Genomic DNA, 23,612 nt, shown 5'->3' with positions numbered 1-23,612 from the left:
GTACCGGGCCTGCGGCAGTCCCTACGCTGTCGGCCGTGACCGCACCCAGTGAGCCCGCCCGGGCACCCCGAGCCCCCCGCCTCCACTACGCCTGGGTGGTGGCGGCGGTCGCCCTGCTGGTGCTGCTCGGGTCGGCCGGCTTCCGGTCCACGCCCGGCCTGATGATGGACGCGCTGAACGCCGAGTTCGGCTGGTCGCACGCCACGGTGGCGAGCGCGGTGTCGGTCAACCTCACCCTCTACGGGCTGACCGCCCCGTTCGCCGCCGCGCTGATGGACCGGTTCGGCGTCCGGCTGGTGGTGGTCTGCGCGCTGCTGGCCATCTCGGCCGGCTCCGGACTGACCATCCTGATGACGCAGAGCTGGCAACTGGTGCTCTGCTGGGGCGTGTTGGTCGGCCTCGGGTCCGGCTCGATGGCGGGTGCCTTCGCCACCACCGTCACCGGCCGCTGGTTCACGGCCCGTCAGGGCCTGGTCACCGGCGTGCTGACCGCCGCCGGCGCGGCCGGCAACCTGGTCTTCATGCCGCTGCTGGCCTGGCTGGTGGAGGGCCAGGGCTGGCGCACAGCCGTGGTGGTGGTCTCGCTCTGCGCGACCGCCGTCGCCGTCCCGGTGCTGCTGCTGATGCGCGAGCGCCCGTCCGACCTCGGCCTGCTCCCGTATGGCGCGACCGAGCAGCCGGAGGTGCCGAAGACCGAGGGCAGCGCCATCCTGCGCAGCCTGCGGATCCTCCGGGAGGCGGCCGGCAGCCGCTCGTTCTGGCTGCTGGCGGCCTCGTTCGCGATCTGCGGGGCGACCACCGCCGGGCTGGTCGGCACCCACTTCATCCCGGCCGCGCACGACCACGGCATGCCGGTGACCACCGCCGCGGGCCTGCTCGCCCTGGTCGGCGTCTTCGACGTGGTCGGCACGGTGGCCAGCGGCTGGTTCACCGACCGCTTCGACTCCCGCGCGCTGCTGGTCACCTACTACGCGCTGCGCGGGGTCTCGCTGCTCGTCCTGCCGCAGCTGTTCGCCGGCTCGCTGGAGCCGCCGATCCTGGCCTTCATCATCTTCTACGGCCTGGACTGGGTGGCCACCGTGCCGCCCACCATCGCGCTCTGCCGGCGCGAGTTCGGTGCGGACGCCCCGGTGGTCTTCGGCTGGGTGCTGGCCTGCCACCAGATCGGCGCGGCCGTGGTGGCCTCGCTGGCCGGGCTGTCCCGCGACCGCTTCGGCGACTACGACCTGGCCTGGTACGGCGCGGGCGGGCTCTGCGCGGTGGCCGTGGTGCTCTGCCTGGCCCTCGGCCGGGGCACCCCGGCCGCCGCCGTCCCCGCCGCCGTCCCCGCCCCGGCCGCCCCCGCCGATGCCGAGCCGCAGGTCACCCCGAGGGCGGTCACCCCCGCCGACTAGGCTCGGGGATCATGACGCTCACCTTCACCCTGGCCCCCGAGCTGACGCCCGAGCTGCGCGCCGAGGTCGTCACGCTCTGGACCGACGTCAGCAACGCGGGCGGTGCGGTCGGCTTCGTCCCCCCGGTGACGGAGGACCAGGTCTGGGTGACGGCCGAGAAGCAGTTCGGCGGTCTCGGCCCGGGACAGCCGGACGTCCTGCTGATCGCCCGGGAGCCGGAGACCGGCCGACTGGCGGCGATGCTGTTCTTCGAGTCGATGCGCTTCGAGCTGATGGAGCACTGGCGGCTGCTCAAGCGGGTCATGGTGCACCCGGACTTCCAGGGGCGCGGCTACGGCGCCGAGCTGCTGGCCGAGGCCGACCGGGTCGCGCTCGACTGGGGCCTGACGGGCCTTCGGCTGACCCTGCGCGGCGGTCACGGGCTGGAGCGGTTCTACGGCGGCTGCGGGTACGCCGAGGTCGGCCGGGTGCCCGGAGCGATCCGGGTCGGGCCGGGCGACGACCGCGACGACGTGACGATGTGGCGGCAACTCGCCTGACCGGGCGCCGGCCCGGGACCCTGGCGTCTCCCGGGCGTCAGGTCGTGTTTCACTGGACTGCCGTGCCAGCCGTACCCCCGCCGTGAAGGACACCACCGTGAGCAGCCAGAAGCACGCCACGCTCCGCTACACCTCGATGCGGGTCAGCATCTTCCTGTCCTGCCTGCTGATCTCCCTGGTGCTCGGTCACTACGGGGTCATCCCGGTGACGGGGAACACCGGCGTGGTCTTCCTGGTGCTGATCGCCGGGTTCGTCTCGGCCCCGCTCAGCTACGTGCTGCTCAGCAAGCAACGGGACGCGATGTCGGCCCAGCTGGCCGACAAGGTGGCCGCCCGCCGGGCCCGCTCGGCCGCCACCGCCGCGCAGGAGGACGAGGCCGACGACGCGGCCCGCGCCGCCGAGGCGACCCGCAGCTCCGCCGCCAACTGACCCGTCCCGCCCGCCCGATGACCACCCCGCCCCCGGCCGAGCCGCCCGTACCGGTGGATCGGCGCGTGCCGGCCGAGCAGCCCGCACCGACCGGCCCCGCCGCCCCGCCGCGCCGGCCGACCGGCCGGGACGTGGCCCGGCTGGCCGGGGTCTCGCAGGCCACCGTCTCGCTGGTGTTCTCCGGCTCGGAGGCGGGCCAGCGGGTCTCGCCGGCCACCCGGGAGCGGGTCCGCGAGGCGGCCCGCGAGCTGGACTACCGCCCGCAGGCGGCGGGCCGTCAACTCCGGCTGGGCCGCAGCGGGATGATCCTGCTGGCGGTGCCGAACATGCTCGGGCCGTTCTTCGGCCGGGTGCTGGTCGGGGTGCACGAGGAGGCCGGGCGGCACGGGCTGGCCGTGGTGGTCAGCTCCGGCTGGGGCAGCGCGACGCTGGCCGAGGCCGCCACCACCAGCCGCTTCGACGGCCTGCTGGTCTGCTCGCCGGACGACAGCCAGCTCGGCGCGCTGCCGGCCGGCACCCCCGCCGTCTTCCTGGACGCCGATCCGGCCCTGGCGGATCCGGGCACCGGCCGGCCCCGTCCGACCGTGGAGCTGGACGTGGCGGGCGGCATGCGGGCCGCGGTGGAGCACCTGGCCGCCCTGGGCCACCGGCGGATCGGCCACCTGCGCTCGACCCACTCCGCCTACACCTTCCGGATCCGGCAGGCCGCCTTCGAGCGGGCCGCCCGGGGCCTGGAGGTCATGGAGCTCGGGGTCACCCTGAACGACGGCCAGCAGGCCGCCCGGGAGGCCGCCCGGGAGCTGCTGGCCCGGCCGGACCGGCCGCACGCGGTGGTCTGCGACGACGACGTGGTGGCCTCCGGCCTCTACCAGGCGGCGGCCGAGCTGGGCCTGCGGATCCCGGACGACGTCTCGGTGGTCGGCATGGACAACATCCCGGTGGCCGACCTGCTGGCGCCGCCGCTGACCACCGTGGACCTGCCGGGCGAGGAGCTCGGCCGGGCCGGGGCCGCCGCGCTGGCCGCACTGCTGCGGGGCGAGCCGGCCGAGCCGGTGCCGCCGCTGGCCACCCGGCTGGTCGAGCGCAGCTCCACCCGGCCCTTCCGGCCGTTCATCTGACGATCCGTTGGTTCCGCCGGGTGAAACCCCCTCGTGGCAGCGGAGCTGACGGCGGGCCAGGCGTTGGACTGGGCCCATGCTCAAGATTCCCCGGGGCCACCCCCTCAGGCTGCTCACCGCCCTCGGCCTGGTGGCCGGCACCCTGCTGAACGGGGTGCTGGCGGCGCCCGCGCAGGCGGCGGTCACCTTCACCAAGGACGCCAGCCCGGCCGATCCCGCCCCGGGGCAGAACGTCACCTACACCCTGCGCTACACCTGCTCGGTCTCGGACTGCGTCAATCCGGTGATCACCGATCAGCTGCCGCCCGAGGTGGAGTTCGTCGGCTGGACCCCGGACGCCTCGACGGTGGACGTGGACGGCTCCACCGTCCCGGCCGCCGGGTCCAGGGGCCAGACCATGACCATCAAGCTCAAGGACCTCACCCCCGGCACCACGGCCACCGCCACCGTGGTGGTGAAGTACCCCAACTTCTCGACGGCCAACGGGACGCAGGCGGTCAACAGCGCCACCCTGACCGCCGACGGCGAGCCGCCGATCACCGACACCGCGACCACCACCGCCGTGGTGGAGCCGAAGTACACGGTGACCAAGGGCGTCCAGACCTCCAGCCAGGACGGACGGTCCGTCACCTACCAGTTCAGCGCCTGCTCCACCGACAAGGTGCCCAACGTCGACTTGGACACCTCCCGGCTGGTGGACGTGCTGCCGCCCGGCGCGGTGGTGGACACCTCGCGCTCGCCGGGCTGGTCCAAGGTGCCCGGCACCGAGAACACCTGGGAGTTCGACAACGGCGCCTTCCGCTCCGGCAACGGGCAGGCGGGCTGCCGCACCCCCGGCGTGCTGGTGGTGAACTTCCCCGAGGCGGACTTCCCGACCGGCACCACCGCCGACAACTCGGTGACCCTGAAGGGCGATCCGCTCGGCCCCGACCCGGAGCGGGACCTCTCGGACGCCACCGCCACCTCGCCGGTCTTCCAGGACCCGGCCACCGGGGTGCAGGTGACCACCTCCAAGTCCTGGGTGGACCGGATCGTCTCCGGCGACCTGGCCAGCTTCAGCCTGTTCGCCACCAACCTGGCCGGCCCGGCCACCAGCCTGGTGATGACCGACCCGGGCGCGGGCACCACCGACGGGCTCTACAACTGGATCCACCCGCAGAGCATCCAGCTCTCGCCGTGGACCCCGAAGGCCGTCGGGATGACCCTGGAGTACCGGCTGAACGGTGACCCGGCCTGGCTCGCCTTCACCCCCGGCACCGCCTTCGACGGCGCGTCGGCCCGTCGGATCATGGTCCGGGAGGGGGAGGCGAGCGACCCGGCCGACGACGTGCTGGGCATCCCGGCCGGCCGCTGGCTGGACGGCCTGCGGTTCAGCTGGACTGGGCCGATCCCGACCGGCTGGAGCCCGGGCAACTCGGTCCAGGTCACCGGCCAGGTGCTGTACCGGGGCCACGACGGCCGCCCCGCCCCGCAGCCGCTGACCAACTGCGTGGACACCGTCGCCACCGACGGCACCGACACCGCCCGGGCCAACGCCTGCGCCTCCCTCACCGTCACCGACGCCACCAACCTCGGTGCGGCCAAGACCACCGTCTCCGGTGCGGTGGTCGCCCCCGGCGCCACCTCCACCTTCCAGGTGATCCCGTACAACCGGACCGGTCGCGAGCTGGACCGGCCGCTGGTGCTCTACGACCTGCTGCCGCCCGGCGTGGTCTACGTGGACGGCTCGGTCCGGCCCGACCCGGCCTGGAGCGAGGCCAAGGCCCCGGCCGAGGTGGCCGTGCTGCCCGGCAAGGACGGCCGCCAGCTGCTCCGGATGACCTGGCCGGCCGGTGCGCCCGACATGACCTACCTGCACGACGACCGCGCCTACCGGGTGCTGTTCGACGCGATGATCGCGGGCAGCGCCCAGCCCGGCACGCTCACCAACGACATCTACGTGACGGTGGACCAGCCGACCGTCCCGGTCGCCTGCTTCTACAACGGCACCAGCACCGGGGTCCCGGACACCGACGACCTCAACCAGAACGGCGACACCACCGAGACCCTCTGCCCGGCCTCCTCCCAGGTGGAGATCCAGGTGCCCGCCGTGCTGCGCGCCTTCAAGGAGGTGAAGGGGGATCAGGACACCGACTACGGCTCCTCCGGCACCACCTCCCCGGGCGGCACCGTCTCCTACCGGATGACGGTGCGCAACGACTCGGCCGACCCGGTCACCGAGTTCACCGCCTACGACCGCCTGCCCACCCCCGGCGACGGCTACGTGCTGCGGCCCGAGACCCCGCGCGGCAGTGCGTGGACCCCGTCGCTGACCGAGCCGATCACCAGCAGCGACCCGACCGTGGTGGTCGAGTACACCACCGACGCGGAGCCCTGCCGCCCGGCCTCGCTGCCGAGCGTCCCGGCCGCCGCCTGCAACGAGGCCGCCGCCTGGAGCACCGCCTTCCCCGGCCCCGGGGCGGCCACCTGGTTCCGCATCAGGCGCCCCGGGGCGCTGGCGCCGGGCGGGGTCTTCACGCTGACCTGGCCGATGGTCGCCTCGTACGACGCGGACGAGAACGCCTTCGCCTGGAACAGCTTCGCCTACACCGCGACCGACCACACCGGGCAGCCGCTGCTGCCGGCCGAGCCGGCCAAGGTCGGCGTCGGGGTGCACTGGCCGGCGGTGCCGGACAACTCGCTCGGTGACTTCGTCTGGAGCGACCTGAACCGGAACGGCCTCCAGGACGCGGGCGAGCCGGGCGTCGCCGGAGTCACCGCGTACCTGCTGGACGGGACGGGCCGGGAGGTCCGTGACAAGACCGGGAAGCCGGTCGCCTCCACCAGCGACGCGGCCGGGGCGTACCTCTTCTCCCGGCTGCCGAACGGCTCCTACCAGGTCCGCTTCGACCTGGCCACGCTGCCGGCCGGCGCCACCGTCACCCAGCAGGACGCCGTCCGGCGGACCGCGGCCTCGCCCGAGGACTCCGACGCCGACCCGGCCACCGGGCTCACCCCGGTGGTCGAACTCACCGGTGGCACGCAGCAGTTGAACATCGACCTGGGCCTGATCCGGCCGGTCGAGCCCACCCCGCCGCCGACCCCCGACCCCTCGCCCGACCCCAGCCCCTCGCCCGACCCGACCCCGGCCCCAACCGTCACCCCGAAGCCGGTCCCCTCGCCGAGCCCGACCCACCCGCTCCCGGACACCGGCACCGGCCCGGCCGCCCCGCTCGGGGCCCTGGCCGCCCTCCTGGTGGCCGCCGGCCTCCTCCTGATCGCCACCCGCCACCGGGGCCGCCACGGCTAGCCCCTGACGGACCGAAGGCCCGACCTCCCCCCACGGAGGCCGGGCCTTCGGCATCTATCGGCACCCCGGGCCCGGCAGGGCAGCCGCTCAGGGGTGTGGTGCGTACGCAGGCTCGGAAGGACAGGTGCTCAGGACGACGCGACAGGCTCGGTAGGGCAGGTGCTCAGGGGCGCGAGGAACTGCGCGAATCGGAAGGCGGCCGACCAGCTACCGACCCACCGTCAGCCAGTGGCACGTGCTGCCTTCCCACCCCGCAGGGGCGCGGTGCGTACGTAGGCTCGGTAGGGCAGGTGCTCAGGGGCGCGGGGAACTGCGCGAATCGGAAGGCGGCCCACCGGCAACCGACCCACCGTCAGCCAGTTGCACGTGCTGCCCTCCCACCCCGCAGGGGTGTCGTGCGTACGTAGGCCCGGTAGGGCAGCGCTCAGGGGCGCGAGGAACTGCGCGAATCGGAAGGCGGCCTACCGGAAGCCGACCCACCGTCAGCCAGTTGCACGTGCTGCCCTCCCACCCCGTAGGGGTGCCGTGCGTACGTAGGCCCGGTAGGGCAGGTGCTCAGGGGCGCGAGGAACTGCGCGAATCGGAAGGCGGCTCACCGGCAACCGACTCACCGTCAGCCAGTTGCACGTGCTGCCCTCCCACCCCGCGCAGTTCCCCGCGCCCCTGAGCGCCTGCCCTACCGCGCCTGGCGCATCGTTCTGAGCGCCTGCCCTACCGCGCCTGGCGCGTCGTCCCGAGCGCCTGCCCTGCCGCGCCGGGCGCGTGGCCGAAGCGCCCGCCCTGCCGGACGTCAGGCCGCCGCCACCAGCGCGGGGCTCCGCATCGGGTGGAACAGCCGCCGCGCCCCGAACAGCAGCACCCCGCCCAGCGCGATGCCCCCCGCCGCACAGAGCGCGACCCCGGCCAGCGTCGATTCGGCCAGTGCCCCGGACACCGCGTACCCCGCCGCGTTGCCCGTCGCGAACAGCGTGATCAGCCAGGCGAACGCCTCCGTCACCGTGCCGGTCGGCGCCAGCTCCGCGATCAGCACGAAGGCCGCCGCCAGCAGCGGCGCCAGGCCGATCCCGGAGAGCAGGGCCAGCGCGGCCATCGCCCCGGGGGAGGGGAGCAGCAGCAGCGGCAGGTAGGAGAGGGCCATCGCCAGGGCCAGCACCCAGGTGCGGGTGGCGGTGGTGCTGCGCCACTTCACCGCGCCGTAGCCGAGTGCCCCCACCAGCCCGCCGAGGGCGGCCAGCGCCAGCAGGGTGCCGGCCCCGCCGGGGAGGCCGTCCTCGTGCCGCTCGGCGTAGGCGATGAAGAGCACGTTCTGCGCGCCGACCGCCCAGCCGGCCCCGGCCAGGCCGAGCAGCAGCAGCACCAGGCCGGGCGAGCGCAGCGGGCCGAGCAGGCCGGAGGAGGCGTGCCGGGCCGGGGCCCGCCAGGCGCGGGCGGGGGCGGCGGTGGCGACCACCAGGGCGCCGGCCAGGCCGAGCCCGGCGGCGGTCCACAGGGCAGCCGTGGGGGAGGCCGCGGCGGCGATCCCGGCGACCGCCAACGGGCCTGCCACGTACAGCAGTTGCTGGGAGGCGGAGTCGAAGGCGTAGGCGGTGTCGAGCTGCTCCTCGCTGACCACCTCGGGCCAGAGGGAGCGCAGGCAGGGCTCCAGCGGCGGCATCGCCAGCCCGGCGACCGCGGCGCCGATCGGGGCGGCCCAGGCCGAGCCGGGGGCCAGGGCGAGCAGGGCGTAGCCGCCGCCGGCCACCACGGCGGAGACCAGCAGCACCCGGGGCTGGCCGGTCCGGTCGACGATCCGGCCGAGCACCGGCCCGCCGATCGCGGCGGCGATCGCGTAGGCGGCGGTGGCCAGCCCGATCCGGCTGTAGGGGGTGCCGGCCTCGCGCAGGGCGAGCGCGATCACCAGGGCGGTCATGCCGGCCGGGAGGCGGCCGAGCAGGGTGCCGAGCAGGAGACGGGTGACGTGCGGGGCGCGGAGCAGGGCGAGGTAGCCCATCGGATTCGGTCTCCCGGGGCAGGTGTGGGCAGGGGGCGGCAAGCCCTTAAGTTATACGTATAACCAGACCGGGGTCAATCGAGCCCCGGGGCCCCGCCGGGAACCGGGGCCGATCGTTCGTCGTCTGACAGTCCGACAGCTGATGACGCACCAGGCCGCTCGGGACACCGGCCGCGACCAGCCGCCGCACGGACGGGAAGCCGTGGCCGGGCGGCGGGACTGGAACGGATGAAGACGCGCGCGACCCGGGATTCGATGGCCACCCCGCTGCGGCGGGCCTCGCTGTTCTGCCTGCTGCTGGTGCTGGCCCTGATGGCCCGGGCCACCTGGCTGGCAGTGGCCAAGGCGGACGAGTACGCCGGCAATCCGGCGAACGCGCGGCTCACCATCGACCGCTACGCCCAGCCGCTCGGCAACATCCTGGTCGGCGGGCAGCCCGTCACCTCCTCGATCCCCACCGAGGGCACGCTCGCGTACAAGCGCGGCTACACCGACGGCCCGCTGTACGCCCCGGTCACCGGCTACACCTCCCAGGCGTACGGCAGCAACCAGTTGGAGAACCTCTACGCCGACCTGCTGGACGGTTCGGACCCCCGGCTGGCCGGCCCGGTCGACCGGGTGGCCGACCGGCTGACCCGCAGCCGCGCGCCCGGCGGCGACGTGGTGACCACCATCGACCCGGCGGTGCAGAAGGCCGCCTGGGACGCGCTCGGCGGCAAGCAGGGCGCGGCGGTGGCGATCGACCCGGCCACCGGGCACGTGCTGGCGATGGTCTCCACGCCCTCCTACGACCCGTCCGGGATCACCGGTCGGGACAAGGCGGCCGGGCAGGAGTGGCAGCGGCTGAGCGCGGACCAGGGGAAGGCGATGGTGAACGGCGCGCTGCGCACCACGCTGGCCCCCGGCTCCACCTTCAAGCTGGTGACGGCCGCCGCGGCGCTGGAGAAGGGCCTGTACAAGGACGTCGACACCCCGACCGACAGCCCCAACCCCTACACGCTGCCGAACACCCGCACCGTGCTGACCAACGAGAACCCCTCGGCCCCCTGTCTGAACGCCACCCTGCGGACCGCCCTCCAGTACTCCTGCAACAACGTCTTCGCCAAGGCCGCCGCCGACCTCGGCGAGGCCGAACTCAAGGCCCAGGCGGAGAAGTTCGGCTTCAGCCTGACCAAGCAGGACGTCCCGGTCCGGGCCGCCACCAGCGTCTACCCGTCGGGGATGGAGCCCTCGCAGGTGGCGCTGACCGGGATCGGCCAGTTCTCCGTGACGGCCACCCCGCTGCAGATGGCCATGGTCTCGGCGGCGATCGCCAACGACGGGGTGCTGATGAAGCCCTTCGAGGTGGACCGGCTGACCGACCACTCCGGACGCACGGTCCAGCAGTTCGAGCCGGAGCGGCAGGCGCAGGCGGTGAGTGCGAGGACCGCCGGGCAGCTGCGCTCGGCGATGGTCACCACGGTCGAGCAGGGCACCGGCAAGGCGGCCCGGGTGCCGGGCCTGACGGTGGGCGGCAAGACCGGCACCGCCCAGCACGGGGTGGACAACTCGGGCATCCCGTACGCCTGGTTCACCTCCTACGCGGAGGACGGTGCGGGCAAGAGGATCGCCACCGCCGCCGTGGTGCTGAACGGCTCGAAGGACCGGGACGAGATCACCGGCGGCGGGCTGGCCGGCCCGGTGTCCAAGGCGATGACCCAGGCGTACCTGAGGAAGTAGCCGGGCGGATCTGACCAACCCTGAGTGGTTCGTGGTCACATTTGAAAGTAGTACTTTGAACATCTCAAAGGTTTGTTGCTACTGTACTGACCATGACCACCCCAGGCGCCTTCCGGATGCGTGACGCGAGCACCCCGCTCGCGCCCTCCGCGTGCCTGATCACCGCTGTGGACACCGGCTGTCGCTGCGTCAGCTGTATCCCGGCGGCACGTCGCGCCTGAGCTCCTCCCGCTCCGTACAGCCGTGTCGCCCGTCCCTCCAGGTCGCTCTCCCCACCCCACTCCCCCCGGAGCCGCATCGCCATGTCCACAGCAGCCCCCGCGCCCTCCTTCCTGCAGAAGGTCCGTCAGACCCCGTTCTGGGTGCAGATCGTCGGCGGCCTCGTCCTCGGCCTCCTCCTGGGCTACGTCGCCCGGGTCCAGGACGTCTCCTGGCTGACCACCACCCTGGACACCATCGGCAAGACCTTCGTCCAGCTGCTCAAGCTGGCCGTCCCGCCGCTGGTCTTCACCGCGATCGTGGTGTCGGTCGCCAACCTGCGCAACGTCACCAACGCGGCCCGGCTGGCCGGCCGCACCCTGCTCTGGTTCCTGATCACCTCGCTGATCGCGGTCGGTGTCGGCCTCGGTCTCGGCCTGCTCACCGACCCGGGCAAGGGCGCCTCGCTCTCCACCGAGGGCCTGAAGGCGCCGAAGGACCCGGGCACCTGGGTCGACTTCCTGACCGGCATCATCCCGACCAACATCGCCGACGCCTTCCTGGAGGTGAACGTCCTCCAGATCGTCTTCCTCGGCGTGGTGGTCGGCGCCGCCATCCTGAAGATCGGCGAGAAGGCCGAGCCGGTCCGCAAGCTCAGCGAGTCGATCCTCGACCTCACCCAGACCGCCCTGTGGTGGGTCATCCGGCTCGCCCCGCTCGGCACCCTCGGCCTGATCGGCAAGTCCGTCGCCAAGTACGGCTGGGACCTGCTCGGCCCGTTCGCCACGCTGACCATCGACATCTACGTCGGCTGCGCGATCGTGCTGTTCGGCGTCTACTCGCTGCTGCTGCGCTTCGCCGCCGGCCTCAACCCGGTCAACTTCTTCCGGGGCGCCTGGCCCGCCATCCAGCTGGCCTTCGTCTCCCGCTCCTCGGTCGGCACCCTGCCGGTCACCCGCCGGGTCACCGAGCGGCTCGGCGTCCCGAGCGAGTACGCCTCCTTCGCGGTCCCGTTCGGCGCCACCACCAAGATGGACGGCTGCGCCTCGATCTACCCGTCGCTGGCCGCGATCTTCGTCGCCCAGGTCTACGGGATCGACCTCGGCATCGGCGACTACCTGCTGATCGCCTTCGTCTCGGTGATCGGCTCCGCCGCCACGGCCGGTCTGACCGGCGCGATCGTGATGCTGACCCTCACCCTCTCCACCCTGGGCCTGCCGCTGGAGGGCGTCGGCCTGCTGCTGGCCATCGACCCGATCCTCGACATGATCCGCACCGCCACCAACGTGGCCGGTCAGTCGGTCGTCCCGATCCTGGTCGCGGCCCGCGAGAAGACCCTCGACCTCACCGCCTACAACAACCCCACCGGCGACCTCCTCACCGAGGACGCCCCGCGCGAGAAGGTCGCCGTCGCCGCCTGACGCCCCTTCACCTGCCGCACGGCCCGCCTCCCCGCCCGGGGAGGCGGGCCGTCGCCCGTTGGAGTGCACCTCGCCCTGCCGGGCGGTCGGCAGCGGTAGCGTGGCGGTGGCGAAGGAGGACCCCGTGAGCGTCGCCCCGCAGGACCACCCGTACGAGTCGGTCGATCCCGAGACCGCCCTCAAGTACGCCATCCAGCACATCAAGGGTGACCGCGCGGAGATCATCGAAGGGGTCATCGAGTACGTGGTACCGACCTGGGGGCACGAGCGCGCGATCACAAGCATCCGGCGGCAACTCGACTCGCGTCTGATCGAGCTGGACTGTGAGCCGGGGGTGGGGAACCTTGATCTTCCGGGCTCCCCGAACTGGTACGTCCCCGACCTCGCCGTGGTGCCGAGCCGGCTGGTCGACGAGGACCGCGTTCTGGTGCCCGACCAGACCCTGTTGGTGGTCAAGGTGACCTCGGACTCCGACGGGGACACCGACCGGGTGGTGAAGCGCCGTCGGTACGCCGAGTACGGCGCCCCGCTCTACCTGCTGGTGGACCGTCAGGAGCGCACCTGCACGCTGTACGCCGCGCCCGGCCCGCTGGGCTACACCTCGGTCAGCGGGCCGCACCCGTTCGGCACGGCGATCAGCCTGCCGGAGCCGTTCGGGATCGAGCTGGCCACCGACCGGTTCTGACGGTCGGCAGGAGCGCTGGGGGCGTCGGCGGGCCCACGGGAAAAGGCAGGGGGCCCGGCCGGGTCCGAAGACTCGGTGGGCCCCCTTGGTACTGCGCGTCATGCTCTTGCTGACGGCCCGTCGGGCCGCTGCCGGACCCAGCAGGGGTCCAGAGCGATCAGATCATCGGGAGGATGAATCAGATAGCGGTGACGTTCTCCGCCTGCGGGCCCTTCGGGCCCTGGGTGACGTCGAACGAGACCGCCTGGTTCTCCTCCAGCGAGCGGAAACCGTTCGCGTTGATGGCGGAGTAGTGGACGAAGACGTCGGGGCCGCCGCCATCCTGGGCGATGAAGCCGAAGCCCTTCTCAGCGTTGAACCACTTGACGGTTCCCTGAGCCATGCCGTTCTCCTTGCGAGGGACGTTTCGGAGACCACACCGTGTGGCATCCGGTCCGCTGCGCTGATCGCCCCGCCTCCGGAGTGGGTCCGGAGTTTTTCGATAATGCTGAAAAACTACAAAAAGCCTGCGGTTACATGCTCCGCAGGCTTCAAGTACTGCAAGGGGAATCAAACTGCAACTGAGTGGAACCGTAGCACGCACGGGCGGCCCCGACCAGGGGTGACCAACGCCACGTCAGGTATGTGTCGCACGTGTGTCGCGGGTGCCCGGTGACCGGTGCCGAGCCGGGCAGGCATACCCTGCGAACAGTGCTTCAAACGGGCGGATCGGAAGGATCAACGGTGACCGTCGCGGTAAGGCCCCGAGTGGGACACATTCAGTTCCTCAACTGTCTTCCCCTCTACTGGGGACTGGCGAGAACCGGCAACCTGCTCGACCTCGACCTCAGCAAGGACACCCCGGAGAAGCTGAGCGACCAGTTGGTGAACGGAGCGCTCGACATCGGCCCGATCACCTGCGTGGAGTACCTGCGGCACGCGGACCGGCTGGTCGTGCTGCCCGACATCGCGGTCGGCAGCGACGGCCCGGTGATGTCCTGCGTGATCGTCAGCAAGGTGCCGCTGGCCGAGCTGGACGGCCGGCGGGTCGCGCTCGGCTCCACCTCGCGGACCTCGGTCCGGCTGGCGCAGCTGCTGCTGGAGGAGCGGGAGGGGGTCCGGCCCGAGTACTTCTCCTGCCCGCCGGACCTGGAGCTGATGCTCGCCGATGCGGACGCCGCCGTGCTGATCGGTGACCCGGCGCTGCGGGCCTCGCTGGAGCAGGCGCCGCAGCAGGGGCTGGCGGTGCACGACCTCGGCGAGATGTGGAAGGAGTGGACCGGGCTGCCGTTCGTCTTCGCGGTCTGGGCCGCGCGGCGGGAGTACGTGGCGGAGCACCCCGAGCTGGTGGCCGCCGTGCACCGGGCCTTCCTGGAGTCCCGCGACCTGTCGGTGGCGGAGGCCGGGAAGGTCGCCGAGCAGGCGGCGCGCTGGGAGGAGTTCGACGCCCCGCTGCTGGAGCGGTACTTCACCGAGGCGCTCGACTTCTCGCTCGGCGAGCGGCAGTTGGCGGGCATCGCGGAGTTCGCCCGCCGGGTCGGCCACGACTCCGGCTTCGCCCCCGACGTCCGGGTGACGCTGCTCCAGCCCGTGTAGGCGCCCCCGGGCCCGCGCCGCACCCGCACCTGCCCCCGGCCCCGTGCTCCGGGGGCAGGTGCGGGCCCGGAGCGCCGTGTGTGCTGGCGTAGGCTGAGTCGGTCCGACGTCGGAGAAAAGAAGGGCCAGCAAAGGTGTCCGAGCAGAACAGCCCCCAGCCTCCGGCCGGGGGTACCCCCCTCGCCACTGACCTGCAGGCCGTCCTCGACCGTGCGGCGGCCGGTGGCCGGATCACCCCGGAAGAGGCGCTCGACCTCTACCGGTCGGCCCCGCTGCACGCCCTCGGCTCCGCCGCCGACACCGTCCGCCGCCGCCGCTACGCGGGTACCGAGCACATCGCGACGTACATCATCGAGCGGAACATCAACTACACCAACGTCTGCGTCACGGCCTGCAAGTTCTGCGCCTTCTACGTGGCGCCGAAGAGCGACAAGGGCTGGTCCCGCGACCTCGACGAGATCCTCCGCCGCTGCGCCGAGACCGTCGAACTCGGCGGCACCCAGGTGATGTTCCAGGGCGGCCACCACCCGGACTACGGCGTGGAGTACTACGAGACCGCGTTCGCCGCGATCAAGAAGGACTTCCCGCAGCTGGTGATCCACTCCCTCGGGGCCTCCGAGGTCGAGCACATGGCGCGGATCTCCAAGGTCTCGATCGAGGAGGCCATCACCCGGATCCACAAGGCCGGCCTGGACTCCTTCGCGGGGGCCGGCGCCGAGCTGCTGCCGGAGCGCCCGCGCAAGGCGATCGCCCCGCTGAAGGAGTCGGGCGAGCGCTGGCTGGAGATCATGGAGGCCGCGCACAACCTCGGCGTGGAGTCCACCTCCACCATGCTGATGGGCACCGGCGAGACCAACGCGGAGCGGATCGAGCACCTGCGGATGATCCGTGAGGTGCAGGACCGCACCGGCGGCTTCCGGGCGTTCATCCCGTACACCTACCAGCCGCAGAACAACCACCTCAAGGGCCGGACCCAGGCCACCGTCTTCGAGTACCTGCGGATGATCTCGATCGCCCGACTGTTCCTCGACAACGTGGCGCACATCCAGGGCTCCTGGCTCACCACCGGCAAGGAGGCGGGCCAGCTCTCGCTGCACTACGGTGCCGACGACCTCGGCTCGGTGATGCTGGAGGAGAACGTGGTCTCGGCCGCCGGGGCCAAGCACCGGTCCAACCTGACCGAGCTGATCCACCTGATCCGGACCGCCGACCGCACCCCGGCGCAGCGCTCCACCACCTACCAGCACCTGCGGGTGCTGGACGACCCGGCCAACGACCCGGTCGACCCGCGGGTCGCCTCGCACATCGCCTCCACCGCGATCGAGGGCGGCACCGCGCACCCCGAGCTGAAGATCCTCTCCACCACCTGATCCCCGCGGCCTCCGGGCCTCCGCCACCCCACGGCCTCCGCCGGCCTCCGGGCCTGCGCCGGACTCCCGGCCTCCGCCACCTCCTGACAGGGGATCACCACCTGATGCGCACCCTGCACCGGGCGACCCTGCTGCTGGCCGATCCGGCCGACCCCACCGCCCCGCCGGTCCCCGACGGGGCGGTGCTGGTCGACGGCGCCGCCGTGGTGGCGCTCGGCCCGTACGGCTCGTTCGCGGCCGACGGGGCCCGGGAGCGGTGCTGGGACGGGCTGCTGACGCCGGGTCTGCTCAATCCGTACGGCGGGTGGCTGCTGGAGAGCGCCTACCACCCCGACCCGCGCGAGGAGTCGGGCAGCGAGCCGCTGGAGCTGCCCGAGGTGCCGGAGGAACGGCGCGGGCCGAGTGCCCGGCTCGGGCTGCAGCGGCTGCTGGCGCACGGGGTGACGGCGGTGGCCGGTCCGTTCACCCGGCCGGCGGTACGGAGCGCGGTGGCCCGGTCGGGGCTGCACGCGGTGCCGGGCGACGGAGCCCGGGGCGGCCTCGACCCGCTGCCGGGGCGGGGGTTGGCGGGCGCGGTGCACCGGCCGCTGGTGGCCGGCGGGCCGGCCGACTTCGCGGTCTTCGAGGTGACCTCGGCCACGGCGCTGGAGCGGGGCGGGGCGGTCTGCCTGGCCACCGTGCTGGGCGGTCGGCTGCTGTACCGGCGTCGCTGACCAGGGCCGGGAGCGGCGCGGTCCGACGGTCCGTCAATCGGACGTACCCGTCCCAACGGCCGTCTCGATCCTGTGAACTGATGGTCCCTCGTCGTGACCGGAGGGACCGTCAGCGGTTACCATCCTGAACACCGGGTCGTCCCCAACCCGGCCCGGCAAGCCCCGACAGGAACCATGCGACCCCCGACCGCTCCTCACCCGCGCAGCATGCGCCTCGGTCGAGGCTGGTACCTCGCCGCCGTGCTCAGCGCGGTGCTCGCGCTCGGCATGTGCCTGCTCGGCTGGCGCCAGGCCGACCAGGCGGACCGGATCAACGCCGACCCGGTGAAGGTGCAGGGCACCGTCACCCAGCTGTCCACCGGCACCGGCACCTACAGCTCCGTCAGCTACCCGGCCGAGGGCCGCAGTCTGACCGCCACCGACCTCTGGCTGCCCGAGGAGGCCCGGGTCGGCGACCGGATCTGCCTGGAGTACGCCGGGAACGACCCGGGCGCGGTCCGCGCCTGCGGCAAGCGCTACCCGCAGCCGGCCGGGGTCGGGCTGGCCCGGGTCAGCGTCCCGGTCGCGCTGCTGCTGCTCGCCTTCAGCTGCTACCGGATCTGGCTGCACCGCCGGGGCACCGCCGAGTCCCGGCGCAACCGGCCGCGCACCACCATCGCCTTCGCCTCCGAGGCCTTCGGGGCCGGGATGCCCGCGATCAGCCACGGCAAGCGCTCCCGCCGCCGCCGCAAGTCCGGCCGCCGCGCGCTCCGCTGACCGCCCGTCGGACCACCCACCGGACCGCCGTCGGACCGCCGTCGGACCACTCACCGGACCGCCCGTCGGACCGCTCGCGCTGACCCGCCGACGGACCTCCTCCGAGCTCCGGGACGCCGTGGTGAACAATGGGGGGCGTGACCCGAGCCTCCCTGGACAAGCAGCCGCGCGAAGTCGCCGCGATGTTCGACGACGTCGCCGCGAAGTACGACCGTACGAACGACGTGCTCTCCCTCGGCCAGGCACGGGCCTGGCGCCGTGCGGTGGCCGAGGCGGTGGACGCCGGCCCCGGCCAGCGGGTGCTGGACCTGGGCGCCGGCACCGGCACCTCCTCGCTGCCGTTCGCCGAGGCCGGGGCCGAGGTGGTGCCCTGCGACTTCTCGATCGGGATGCTGGGCGAGGGCAAGAAGCGCCACCCCGAGCTGGCCCTGACGGCCGGTGACGCCACCAAGCTGCCGTTCGCCGACGACAGCTTCGACGCCACCACCATCTCCTTCGCGCTGCGCAACGTGCAGGACACCGACGCCGCGCTGCGCGAGCTGCACCGGGTCACCAAGCCCGGCGGCAAGGTGGTGATCTGCGAGTTCTCCACCCCCACCTGGACCCCGTTCCGCACCGTCTACACCGAGTACCTGATGCGCGCGCTGCCGCCGGTGGCCACCGCCGTCAGCTCCAACCCGGACGCGTACGTCTACCTCGCCGAGTCGATCCGCTCCTGGCCCGACCAGCCCGCGCTGGCCGTCCGGCTCCAGCAGGCCGGCTGGCAGCGGGTCGCCTGGCGCAACCTCACCGGTGGCATCGTCGCGCTGCACCGGGGCTTCAAGGCATAAGGCCCAACTAGACTCGACCGAGCCCGCAGCCCGACGTAGTGGAGTGTGCCCAGCCGTGTCCGACACCGCAGTTGACCTGAGCAGCCAGTCCGGCGAGACGGTGGAGAGCAGCGCCGACGTGATCGTGGTCGGGGCCGGCCCGGCCGGGGCCACCACCGCGTACTACCTGGCCCAGGCGGGGCTGGACGTGCTGCTGCTGGAGAAGACCGAGTTCCCCCGCGAGAAGGTCTGCGGCGACGGCCTGACCCCGCGCGCCACCAAGCAGCTGGTGGACATGGGCATCGACGTCTCCACCTCCAACGGCTGGCTGCACAACAAGGGCCTGCGGATCATCGGCGGCGGCGTCCGGCTGGAGCTGGACTGGCCGGAGCTGTCCGCGTACCCGGACTACGGGCTGGTCCGCAAGCGCGCCGACTTCGACGAGCTGCTGGCCCGTCAGGCCCAGAAGGCCGGTGCCCGGCTGTACGAGAAGTGCAACGTGACCGGCCCGGTGCTGGACGACCGCACCGGCCGGATCACCGGCGTCACCGCCAAGCTGGGCGACGACAAGCGCCCGGTGGTCTTCCGCGCCCCGCTGGTGGTCGCGGCCGACGGCAACTCCACCCGGCTCTCGCTGGCGATGGGCCTGCACCGCCGGGAGGACCGCCCGATGGGCGTCGCCTACCGCACCTACTTCACCTCGCCCCGGCACGACGACGACTACCTGGAGTCCTGGCTGGAGCTCTGGGACACCCGGGGCGGCGACCGGAAGCTGCTGCCCGGCTACGGCTGGGTCTTCGGCATGGGCGACGGCACCTCCAACGTCGGCCTCGGCATCCTCAACTCCTCGCCCGCCTTCGGGGAGTTGGACTGGCGCGAGGTGCTCAAGGCCTGGTGCGCCTCGATGCCCGCCGAGTGGGGCTACACCCCCGAGAACATGACCGATCCGATCCGCGGCGCCGCCCTCCCGATGGCCTTCAACCGCCAGCCGCACTACACCCGGGGCCTGCTGCTGGTCGGCGACGCCGGCGGCATGGTCAACCCCTTCAACGGGGAGGGCATCGCCTATGCGATGGAATCCGGCCAGATCGCGGCCGGCGTCATCGTCCAGGCACACGCCCGGATCACCCCCGAGGGCCGCGAGCGCGCCCTCCAGGCGTACCCCCGCATCCTCAAGGACGTCTACGGCGGCTACTACACGCTCGGCCGGGGCTTCGTGAAGCTGATCGGCAACCCCAAGGTGATGCAGCTCGCCACCCAGCGCGGACTCACCCACCCGATCCTGATGAAGTTCGTCCTCAAGATGCTCGCCAACCTCACCGACCCGCAGGGCGGCGACGCGATGGACCGCATCATCAACGGCCTGGCCAAGGTCGCACCGAACGCCTGACGCTCCGTCACCCTCTGCTCGCCCCTCGGCCGCCGACGGCGGTATCCGGCCAACTGCGGCCGAGGGCGGCGGAATCGCCGTCAGTGTCCGAACGACCTTGCTAAGTTCGCCCGGTGCCAGTCGAGTTCACCTCCTGTAGCTACCGTCACCGCCGTGGCCCCGTCGTCCTGGACGGCCTCGACCTCCGCCTGCCGGCGGGCCGGACGGTGCTCCTCGGGCCCAACGGGGCCGGGAAGTCCACCCTGCTCTCACTCGCGGCCTCCGCGCTCCGCCCGCAGCGCGGTTCGGTGCGGTACGACGGGCTGGACCCCGCCGACCGCCGCTCGCGCGGCGCGTACCGGCGACGGGTGGGGTGGCTGCCGCAGGCCGTCCAGGTGATGCCGAGGGCGACCGCCCGGGAGCAGGTCGCGTACGCGGGCTGGCTCAAGGGCATGGCACGCCGCGCGGCGTGGGACGCCGCCGGGCAGGCGCTGGAGCGGGTCGGGCTGACGGCCGAGGCCGACCGGGGGGCCGGTGCGCTCTCCGGCGGCCAGCTGCGCCGGGTCGGCATCGCGCAGGCGCTGGTGCACTCGGCCGACCTGATCCTGATGGACGAGCCGACGGCCGGGCTGGACCCCCGGCAGCGGGTGGTCTTCCGCGAGGTGGTGCGGGAGCTGAGCACCCGTCACGTGGTGGTCTCCACCCACCAGACCGACGACCTGGACGAGCTCTTCGACCACGTGGTGGTGCTGGAGCAGGGGCAGGTCCGCTTCCTCGGCACCGTGGCCGAGTTCGGCCGACTGGCGGCGTCGGGCACGCCGGCCCCGCGCCGGGCCGAGGCCGCCTACGGGGAGCTGCTGCGGGACGGGGCGGGCCGGTGATCCGTCGTCCGCGCCCGTGGAGCCGCCCGTGGAGCCGCCCGTGGAGTCGCCGGTGGAGCCGCCCGGTGGTGCTGGTGGCACCGGTGCAGGTGGTGCTGGCGGTGCTGTTGCTCCGGAAGCCCGCCGTGGCCGGGCAGGTGGACGGGTACTGGACGGGTGCCACGGCGGTGGCGATGTGGGCGCTGATCGTGGTCGCCCCGCTGGGTGCCGCGTGCGCGGCCTGGGAGGCGGGGCGGATCCGGCAGGCCGGTTGGGCCGGGTGGACCCCGGCCCGGGGAGGGCTGCACGTCGCCGCCCGGGCGCTCGGGCCGGTGCTGGCCGGCGGGCTGTCGGCACTCGTGGCGGCCCTGCTGACCGTCCGGTGGGAGATGGGTGCGGCGCCGGGCGGGCCGGACCCGCTGATCCTGGGCGCCGCCGTGCTGGTGCTGATCGGGCAGCTGGCGGTGGGCTACGCGGTGGGGCTGCTGGTGCGGCCGGTGGTGGCGGTGCCGGTGGTGCTGGTCGCCGACTACCTGTGGAACGTCTATCCGCCGGCCGGCGACCCGCTCTGGCTCCGGCTGCTGCCCGGGCCGGTGCGGGACTGCTGCGACAGCGGCTCCGTGCCGCTGCCCGGGGCCGTCGCCGCCCCCGCGCTGCTGGCACTCGGCCTGCTGGCGGTGGCCGGGGCGGTGGTGGTGCACCGCTGGCACCCGGCCCGCTCCGGTCCGCCGGGTCTGCCCGGCCTGCCCCGGCTGTCCGGACCGGCCCTCGGCATGGTGGTCGCTCCGCTGCTGCTGGCGGCGGCGGCAGCCGGATCGGTCGGCCTGGTCCGGGACCTCGGGCTGGACCCGTACCGCGCCAGGAGCGCGGCGGAGCTGGTGTGCCGTCAGGAGCCGGGCGGCCCCGAGGTCTGCGTCTGGCCCGAGCACGCCGGGCGGCTGCCCACCGCCTCGGCGGCGCTGGCGGGGGCGAGCGCCCGGTTGGCGGCGGCAGGGGTGCCCGTGCCGAAGGTGATCACCGAGGCTGACCCGGGAGGCGGGGCCGACCGCTGGCAGGTGTTCCTCCGGGTCGATCCCGCCTTCGGCGCACAGCAGATGGTGCTCTCGGTGGTGGCGAGCCCGGCCGGTCAGGCCCGGGAGCGGGCCGAGGCCGACCCGGCCGCACCGGTCTGCGACCGCTCGCCCGAAGGCCGTGCACTGCCCGAGCGGTTGAGGGCCTGGCTCGCGGTCACGGCGGGGGTCGACCGGGCGGCGGCGGTGGCGAACCACGGCCCCGAGCTGGAGTCCTGGCTGGCCGCACAGCTCACCCTGCCGTCGGCCGAGCAACTGCGCTGGTACCGGGAGGCCTCGGCGGCGGTCGGGTGTCGCCGGTGACCCGGGGCCGGGGAGCGGTGCCGCCACGGCGGCTCCCGCGCGAGGGCGGGGGCCGCCGGTGAGCTGGTGGCTGACGTCCCGTCGGTTGCCGCTGACCCTGGTCGTCACCCTGCTCACCTGGCTGGTGATCGCCACGGTGGGCGGGTCCGCCGTACCCGTCCCGCAGTTCGGCGGGGCCGGCCGTGCGGCCGTCCCGCTGGCCCTGCTGGTCTCGGTGCTGCCGGCCGTCGCAGTGGCCGCCGGCCGGGCCCGGGCGATCGGGCTGGAGGCGGTGGCGGTGCGGCCGGTGGGCCGGGCCGACGCGCTGGTGCTGCTGCTGGTCCCGGTGTCGGCGGCGGCCGTCGGCCTGGCCGTGCACCTGCTGCTCGCCGATCCGGCGGCGGCCCGGATCTCGGCCCAGGCGCTGCGCAACCTCGTGCTCCACCTGGGCCTGGCCGCCTGTGCCCGTCCGCTGCTGGGCCGTCAGGCGGCTGTCCTCGCCCCGGTCCTGTACGCCTTCGTCTCCGCTGCCTTCGGCCTCGGCCCCGGCGGCCACCCGCACCGCTGGGCCTGGCCGGCCGCCGGTCCGGCCGACCCGGTGGCGCTGGCCGGTGCGGTCGCCGTGCTGGCCGCCGGACTGCTGGTCGAGCTGCGGCAGGACCGCCCCCGACGCCACCCGGTGGCCTGAGCCGGTTCGCCGCCGGACCGTCACGGCCGGCGCCGGTGCGATCCTGATGTCCTGCCCGGGGGACGGGCCGGCTGTCAGGGCGCTGCACCCCCGCACCGTCCACCCGGCGGCCGGCGCCGTCCTGCTGCTCACCCCGGTGGTCCTGCTGCTCACCCGGCCCGCCCCCGCGAGCGCCCGTCCACGTGCGCGAGTCGCTCGGCGAACACCGACGCCGCGTCAGGGGTGAGGCTGCGCAGCGCGACCAGTGCGGTGAGCGCGACGTCGCAGAGCTCGTGCTGCACGTCGGTCCAGCTGTGCGTGGTGCCCTTGCGGGGGTTCTGCCCGGTCGCTCCGATCACCGCCCGTGCCACCTCGCCGGCCTCCTCGGAGACCTTGAGGATGCGCAGCAGCCGCTCGGCCTCGGGGGAGTGCACGCTCTCCCGGTCCAGCCAGCCGACCAGGCGCTCGACCGTCTCCCAGGTCCCGGTGTCCATGGCGCTGCTCCCGTACGGCGGTGTGAGGTGGTCGGGGCCACCGTACGGGAGGCGCGGGCCGGGTGACGCGGGCCGGGTGACGGGGCGTCAGCGCTTGGTGATCTTGACGTTCTTGAAGGTGGGGACCAGATTCGGGTAGCCGTCGCCGGGGTTGTTCTGGGAGTCGGAGCCGGCGGCGGCGATCTTCTGGAGGACGTCGAGGCCGCCGGTGACCTGGCCGAAGGGGGTGTAGGCGGGGGAGAGCTTGGTGTCCTTCCAGACGAAGAAGAACTGGCTGCCGTTGGTGTTCGGGCCGGCGTTGGCCATCGCGACGGTGCCGGCGGGGTAGGTGGCGCCGGTGAGGTTCTCGTCGGGGAAGGAGTAGCCGGGGCCGCCGCTGCCGGTGCCGGTCGGGTCGCCGCACTGGAGGACGAAGATCCGTTCGGTGGTCAGGCGGTGGCAGTGGCTCTTGTCGAAGTAGTCCCGCTCGGCCAGGAAGCGGAACGAGAAGGTGGTGCACGGAGCCTTGTCGGTCAGCGCCTTGAAGGTGATGGTGCCCTGGGTGGTCTTCAGGGTGGCGCTGTAGGGCTTGGCTGCCTGCTTGGCGTCGAAGACCGGGATGCCCTTGAAGTTGTCGGCGGGCACCGCCGGGGTGTAGCTGCAGTTCACGGTCACCGCGGGGGCGGCGTCCGCGACGCCGACCGAGGTGGTCAGGGCGAGCGGCAGGGTGGTGGCGGCGGTGAGCAGGGCCCAGTGTTTGCGCAGCACTTGAGGAGCCTCCGGGGAGCGGCGGGGAGTTGGCATGGCGCAATCATCAATGCCCGGACGACTGTTCGGTATGCACGGTGTCAGGTCGGAAGCCGAAGTTGCCGGTCGGCTGCCGGT

The 23,612-nt window shown here is 73.4% G+C and carries 21 protein-coding genes; 17 read left to right on the top strand and 4 right to left on the bottom strand.

The genetic code is table 11. The annotated features are described in order from the left end of the window. Window positions 1-35 precede the first annotated feature (35 nt). The 5 genes from ACIRBX_RS29165 to ACIRBX_RS29145 all read left to right on the top strand — a co-directional run bounded on the left by ACIRBX_RS29165 (window position 36) and on the right by ACIRBX_RS29145 (window position 6,770). The gene (locus ACIRBX_RS29165) at window positions 36-1,394 is read left to right on the top strand and encodes an MFS transporter (protein WP_402301184.1); all 1,359 of its coding nucleotides are present in this window, start codon (window positions 36-38) and stop codon (window positions 1,392-1,394) included. Window positions 1,395-1,405: 11 nt separating this feature from the next. Beyond that, complete coding sequence (locus ACIRBX_RS29160; protein WP_402301181.1) at window positions 1,406-1,933, top strand: GNAT family N-acetyltransferase; 528 nt, start codon at window positions 1,406-1,408, stop codon at window positions 1,931-1,933. A 97-nt stretch (window positions 1,934-2,030) separates the two neighbouring features. Then, window positions 2,031-2,363 carry a DUF4229 domain-containing protein gene (locus tag ACIRBX_RS29155; RefSeq protein ID WP_402301178.1) on the top strand — a complete coding sequence of 111 codons (333 nt, stop codon included), beginning with the start codon at window positions 2,031-2,033 and terminating at the stop codon, window positions 2,361-2,363. 17 nt (window positions 2,364-2,380) lie between these two features. Next, on the top strand, window positions 2,381-3,481 hold the full coding sequence (locus tag ACIRBX_RS29150) for a LacI family DNA-binding transcriptional regulator (protein WP_402301176.1): 1,101 nt from the start codon (window positions 2,381-2,383) through the stop codon (window positions 3,479-3,481). Window positions 3,482-3,557: 76 nt separating this feature from the next. Then, entirely contained in the window at window positions 3,558-6,770 is a 3,213-nt protein-coding gene (locus ACIRBX_RS29145; protein ID WP_402301173.1) for an SdrD B-like domain-containing protein, read from the top strand. Between the two features lie 790 nt (window positions 6,771-7,560). On the opposite strand, the gene ACIRBX_RS29140 is transcribed toward ACIRBX_RS29145, so the two are convergent. Beyond that, window positions 7,561-8,760 carry an MFS transporter gene (locus ACIRBX_RS29140; protein WP_402301170.1) on the bottom strand — a complete coding sequence of 400 codons (1,200 nt, stop codon included), beginning with the start codon at window positions 8,758-8,760 and terminating at the stop codon, window positions 7,561-7,563. A gap of 255 nt (window positions 8,761-9,015) precedes the next feature. Here ACIRBX_RS29140 and ACIRBX_RS29135 point away from each other — a divergent pair, with 255 nt between their 5' ends. The 3 genes from ACIRBX_RS29135 (at window position 9,016) to ACIRBX_RS29125 (ending at window position 12,783) form a co-directional block, all read left to right on the top strand. Then, entirely contained in the window at window positions 9,016-10,479 is a 1,464-nt protein-coding gene (locus tag ACIRBX_RS29135; RefSeq protein WP_402301260.1) for a penicillin-binding transpeptidase domain-containing protein, read from the top strand. Window positions 10,480-10,781: 302 nt separating this feature from the next. Beyond that, window positions 10,782-12,098: a dicarboxylate/amino acid:cation symporter gene (locus ACIRBX_RS29130; RefSeq protein ID WP_402301167.1), complete on the top strand. Its 1,317-nt coding sequence runs from the start codon at window positions 10,782-10,784 to the stop codon at window positions 12,096-12,098. 124 nt (window positions 12,099-12,222) lie between these two features. Next, entirely contained in the window at window positions 12,223-12,783 is a 561-nt protein-coding gene (locus tag ACIRBX_RS29125; protein WP_402301164.1) for a Uma2 family endonuclease, read from the top strand. 178 nt (window positions 12,784-12,961) lie between these two features. Here the strand turns inward: ACIRBX_RS29125 and ACIRBX_RS29120 are convergent, their stop codons facing one another. After that, on the bottom strand, window positions 12,962-13,165 hold the full coding sequence (locus tag ACIRBX_RS29120) for a cold-shock protein (RefSeq protein ID WP_345283882.1): 204 nt from the start codon (window positions 13,163-13,165) through the stop codon (window positions 12,962-12,964). A 308-nt stretch (window positions 13,166-13,473) separates the two neighbouring features. On the opposite strand from ACIRBX_RS29120, the gene ACIRBX_RS29115 reads away from it, so the two are divergent. From ACIRBX_RS29115 to ACIRBX_RS29075, 9 genes are all read left to right on the top strand, one after another. After that, window positions 13,474-14,358: a menaquinone biosynthetic enzyme MqnA/MqnD family protein gene (locus ACIRBX_RS29115; RefSeq protein ID WP_402301161.1), complete on the top strand. Its 885-nt coding sequence runs from the start codon at window positions 13,474-13,476 to the stop codon at window positions 14,356-14,358. A gap of 134 nt (window positions 14,359-14,492) precedes the next feature. Beyond that, window positions 14,493-15,728 (top strand): cyclic dehypoxanthinyl futalosine synthase, encoded by a 1,236-nt coding sequence (gene mqnC / locus ACIRBX_RS29110; protein WP_402301158.1) that lies wholly within the window; start codon window positions 14,493-14,495, stop codon window positions 15,726-15,728. Window positions 15,729-15,832: 104 nt separating this feature from the next. Next, window positions 15,833-16,441, top strand: a complete 609-nt coding sequence (locus ACIRBX_RS29105) for a hypothetical protein (protein ID WP_402301155.1) — start codon at window positions 15,833-15,835, stop codon at window positions 16,439-16,441. A gap of 207 nt (window positions 16,442-16,648) precedes the next feature. After that, entirely contained in the window at window positions 16,649-17,197 is a 549-nt protein-coding gene (locus tag ACIRBX_RS29100) for a hypothetical protein (RefSeq protein WP_402301153.1), read from the top strand. 137 nt (window positions 17,198-17,334) lie between these two features. Next, on the top strand, window positions 17,335-18,027 hold the full coding sequence (locus ACIRBX_RS29095; RefSeq protein WP_402301150.1) for a demethylmenaquinone methyltransferase: 693 nt from the start codon (window positions 17,335-17,337) through the stop codon (window positions 18,025-18,027). A 100-nt stretch (window positions 18,028-18,127) separates the two neighbouring features. Next, window positions 18,128-19,396, top strand: a complete 1,269-nt coding sequence (locus ACIRBX_RS29090; protein WP_402301257.1) for a geranylgeranyl reductase family protein — start codon at window positions 18,128-18,130, stop codon at window positions 19,394-19,396. A gap of 113 nt (window positions 19,397-19,509) precedes the next feature. Then, window positions 19,510-20,256, top strand: coding sequence for an ABC transporter ATP-binding protein (locus ACIRBX_RS29085; RefSeq protein ID WP_402301147.1), 747 nt, complete (start codon window positions 19,510-19,512; stop codon window positions 20,254-20,256). A 65-nt stretch (window positions 20,257-20,321) separates the two neighbouring features. Further along, window positions 20,322-21,608, top strand: a complete 1,287-nt coding sequence (locus ACIRBX_RS29080) for a hypothetical protein (RefSeq protein ID WP_402301144.1) — start codon at window positions 20,322-20,324, stop codon at window positions 21,606-21,608. Window positions 21,609-21,666: 58 nt separating this feature from the next. Next, window positions 21,667-22,275, top strand: coding sequence for a hypothetical protein (locus ACIRBX_RS29075; protein WP_402301141.1), 609 nt, complete (start codon window positions 21,667-21,669; stop codon window positions 22,273-22,275). A 149-nt stretch (window positions 22,276-22,424) separates the two neighbouring features. On the opposite strand, the gene ACIRBX_RS29070 is transcribed toward ACIRBX_RS29075, so the two are convergent. Together ACIRBX_RS29070 and ACIRBX_RS29065 are read right to left on the bottom strand one after the other, a co-directional pair. Beyond that, window positions 22,425-22,748 carry a MazG-like family protein gene (locus ACIRBX_RS29070; protein ID WP_402301138.1) on the bottom strand — a complete coding sequence of 108 codons (324 nt, stop codon included), beginning with the start codon at window positions 22,746-22,748 and terminating at the stop codon, window positions 22,425-22,427. An 87-nt stretch (window positions 22,749-22,835) separates the two neighbouring features. Then, entirely contained in the window at window positions 22,836-23,495 is a 660-nt protein-coding gene (locus ACIRBX_RS29065; protein ID WP_402301135.1) for a peptidylprolyl isomerase, read from the bottom strand. Between the last annotated feature and the right edge of the window lie 117 nt (window positions 23,496-23,612).

Origin of the sequence: Kitasatospora sp. NPDC096147, assembly GCF_044763225.1 — a bacterium.
Taxonomy (GTDB): domain Bacteria; phylum Actinomycetota; class Actinomycetes; order Streptomycetales; family Streptomycetaceae; genus Kitasatospora.
Note: the sequence above shows the minus strand (reverse complement) of the source record. Positions and strands in the feature narration are given on the sequence as shown.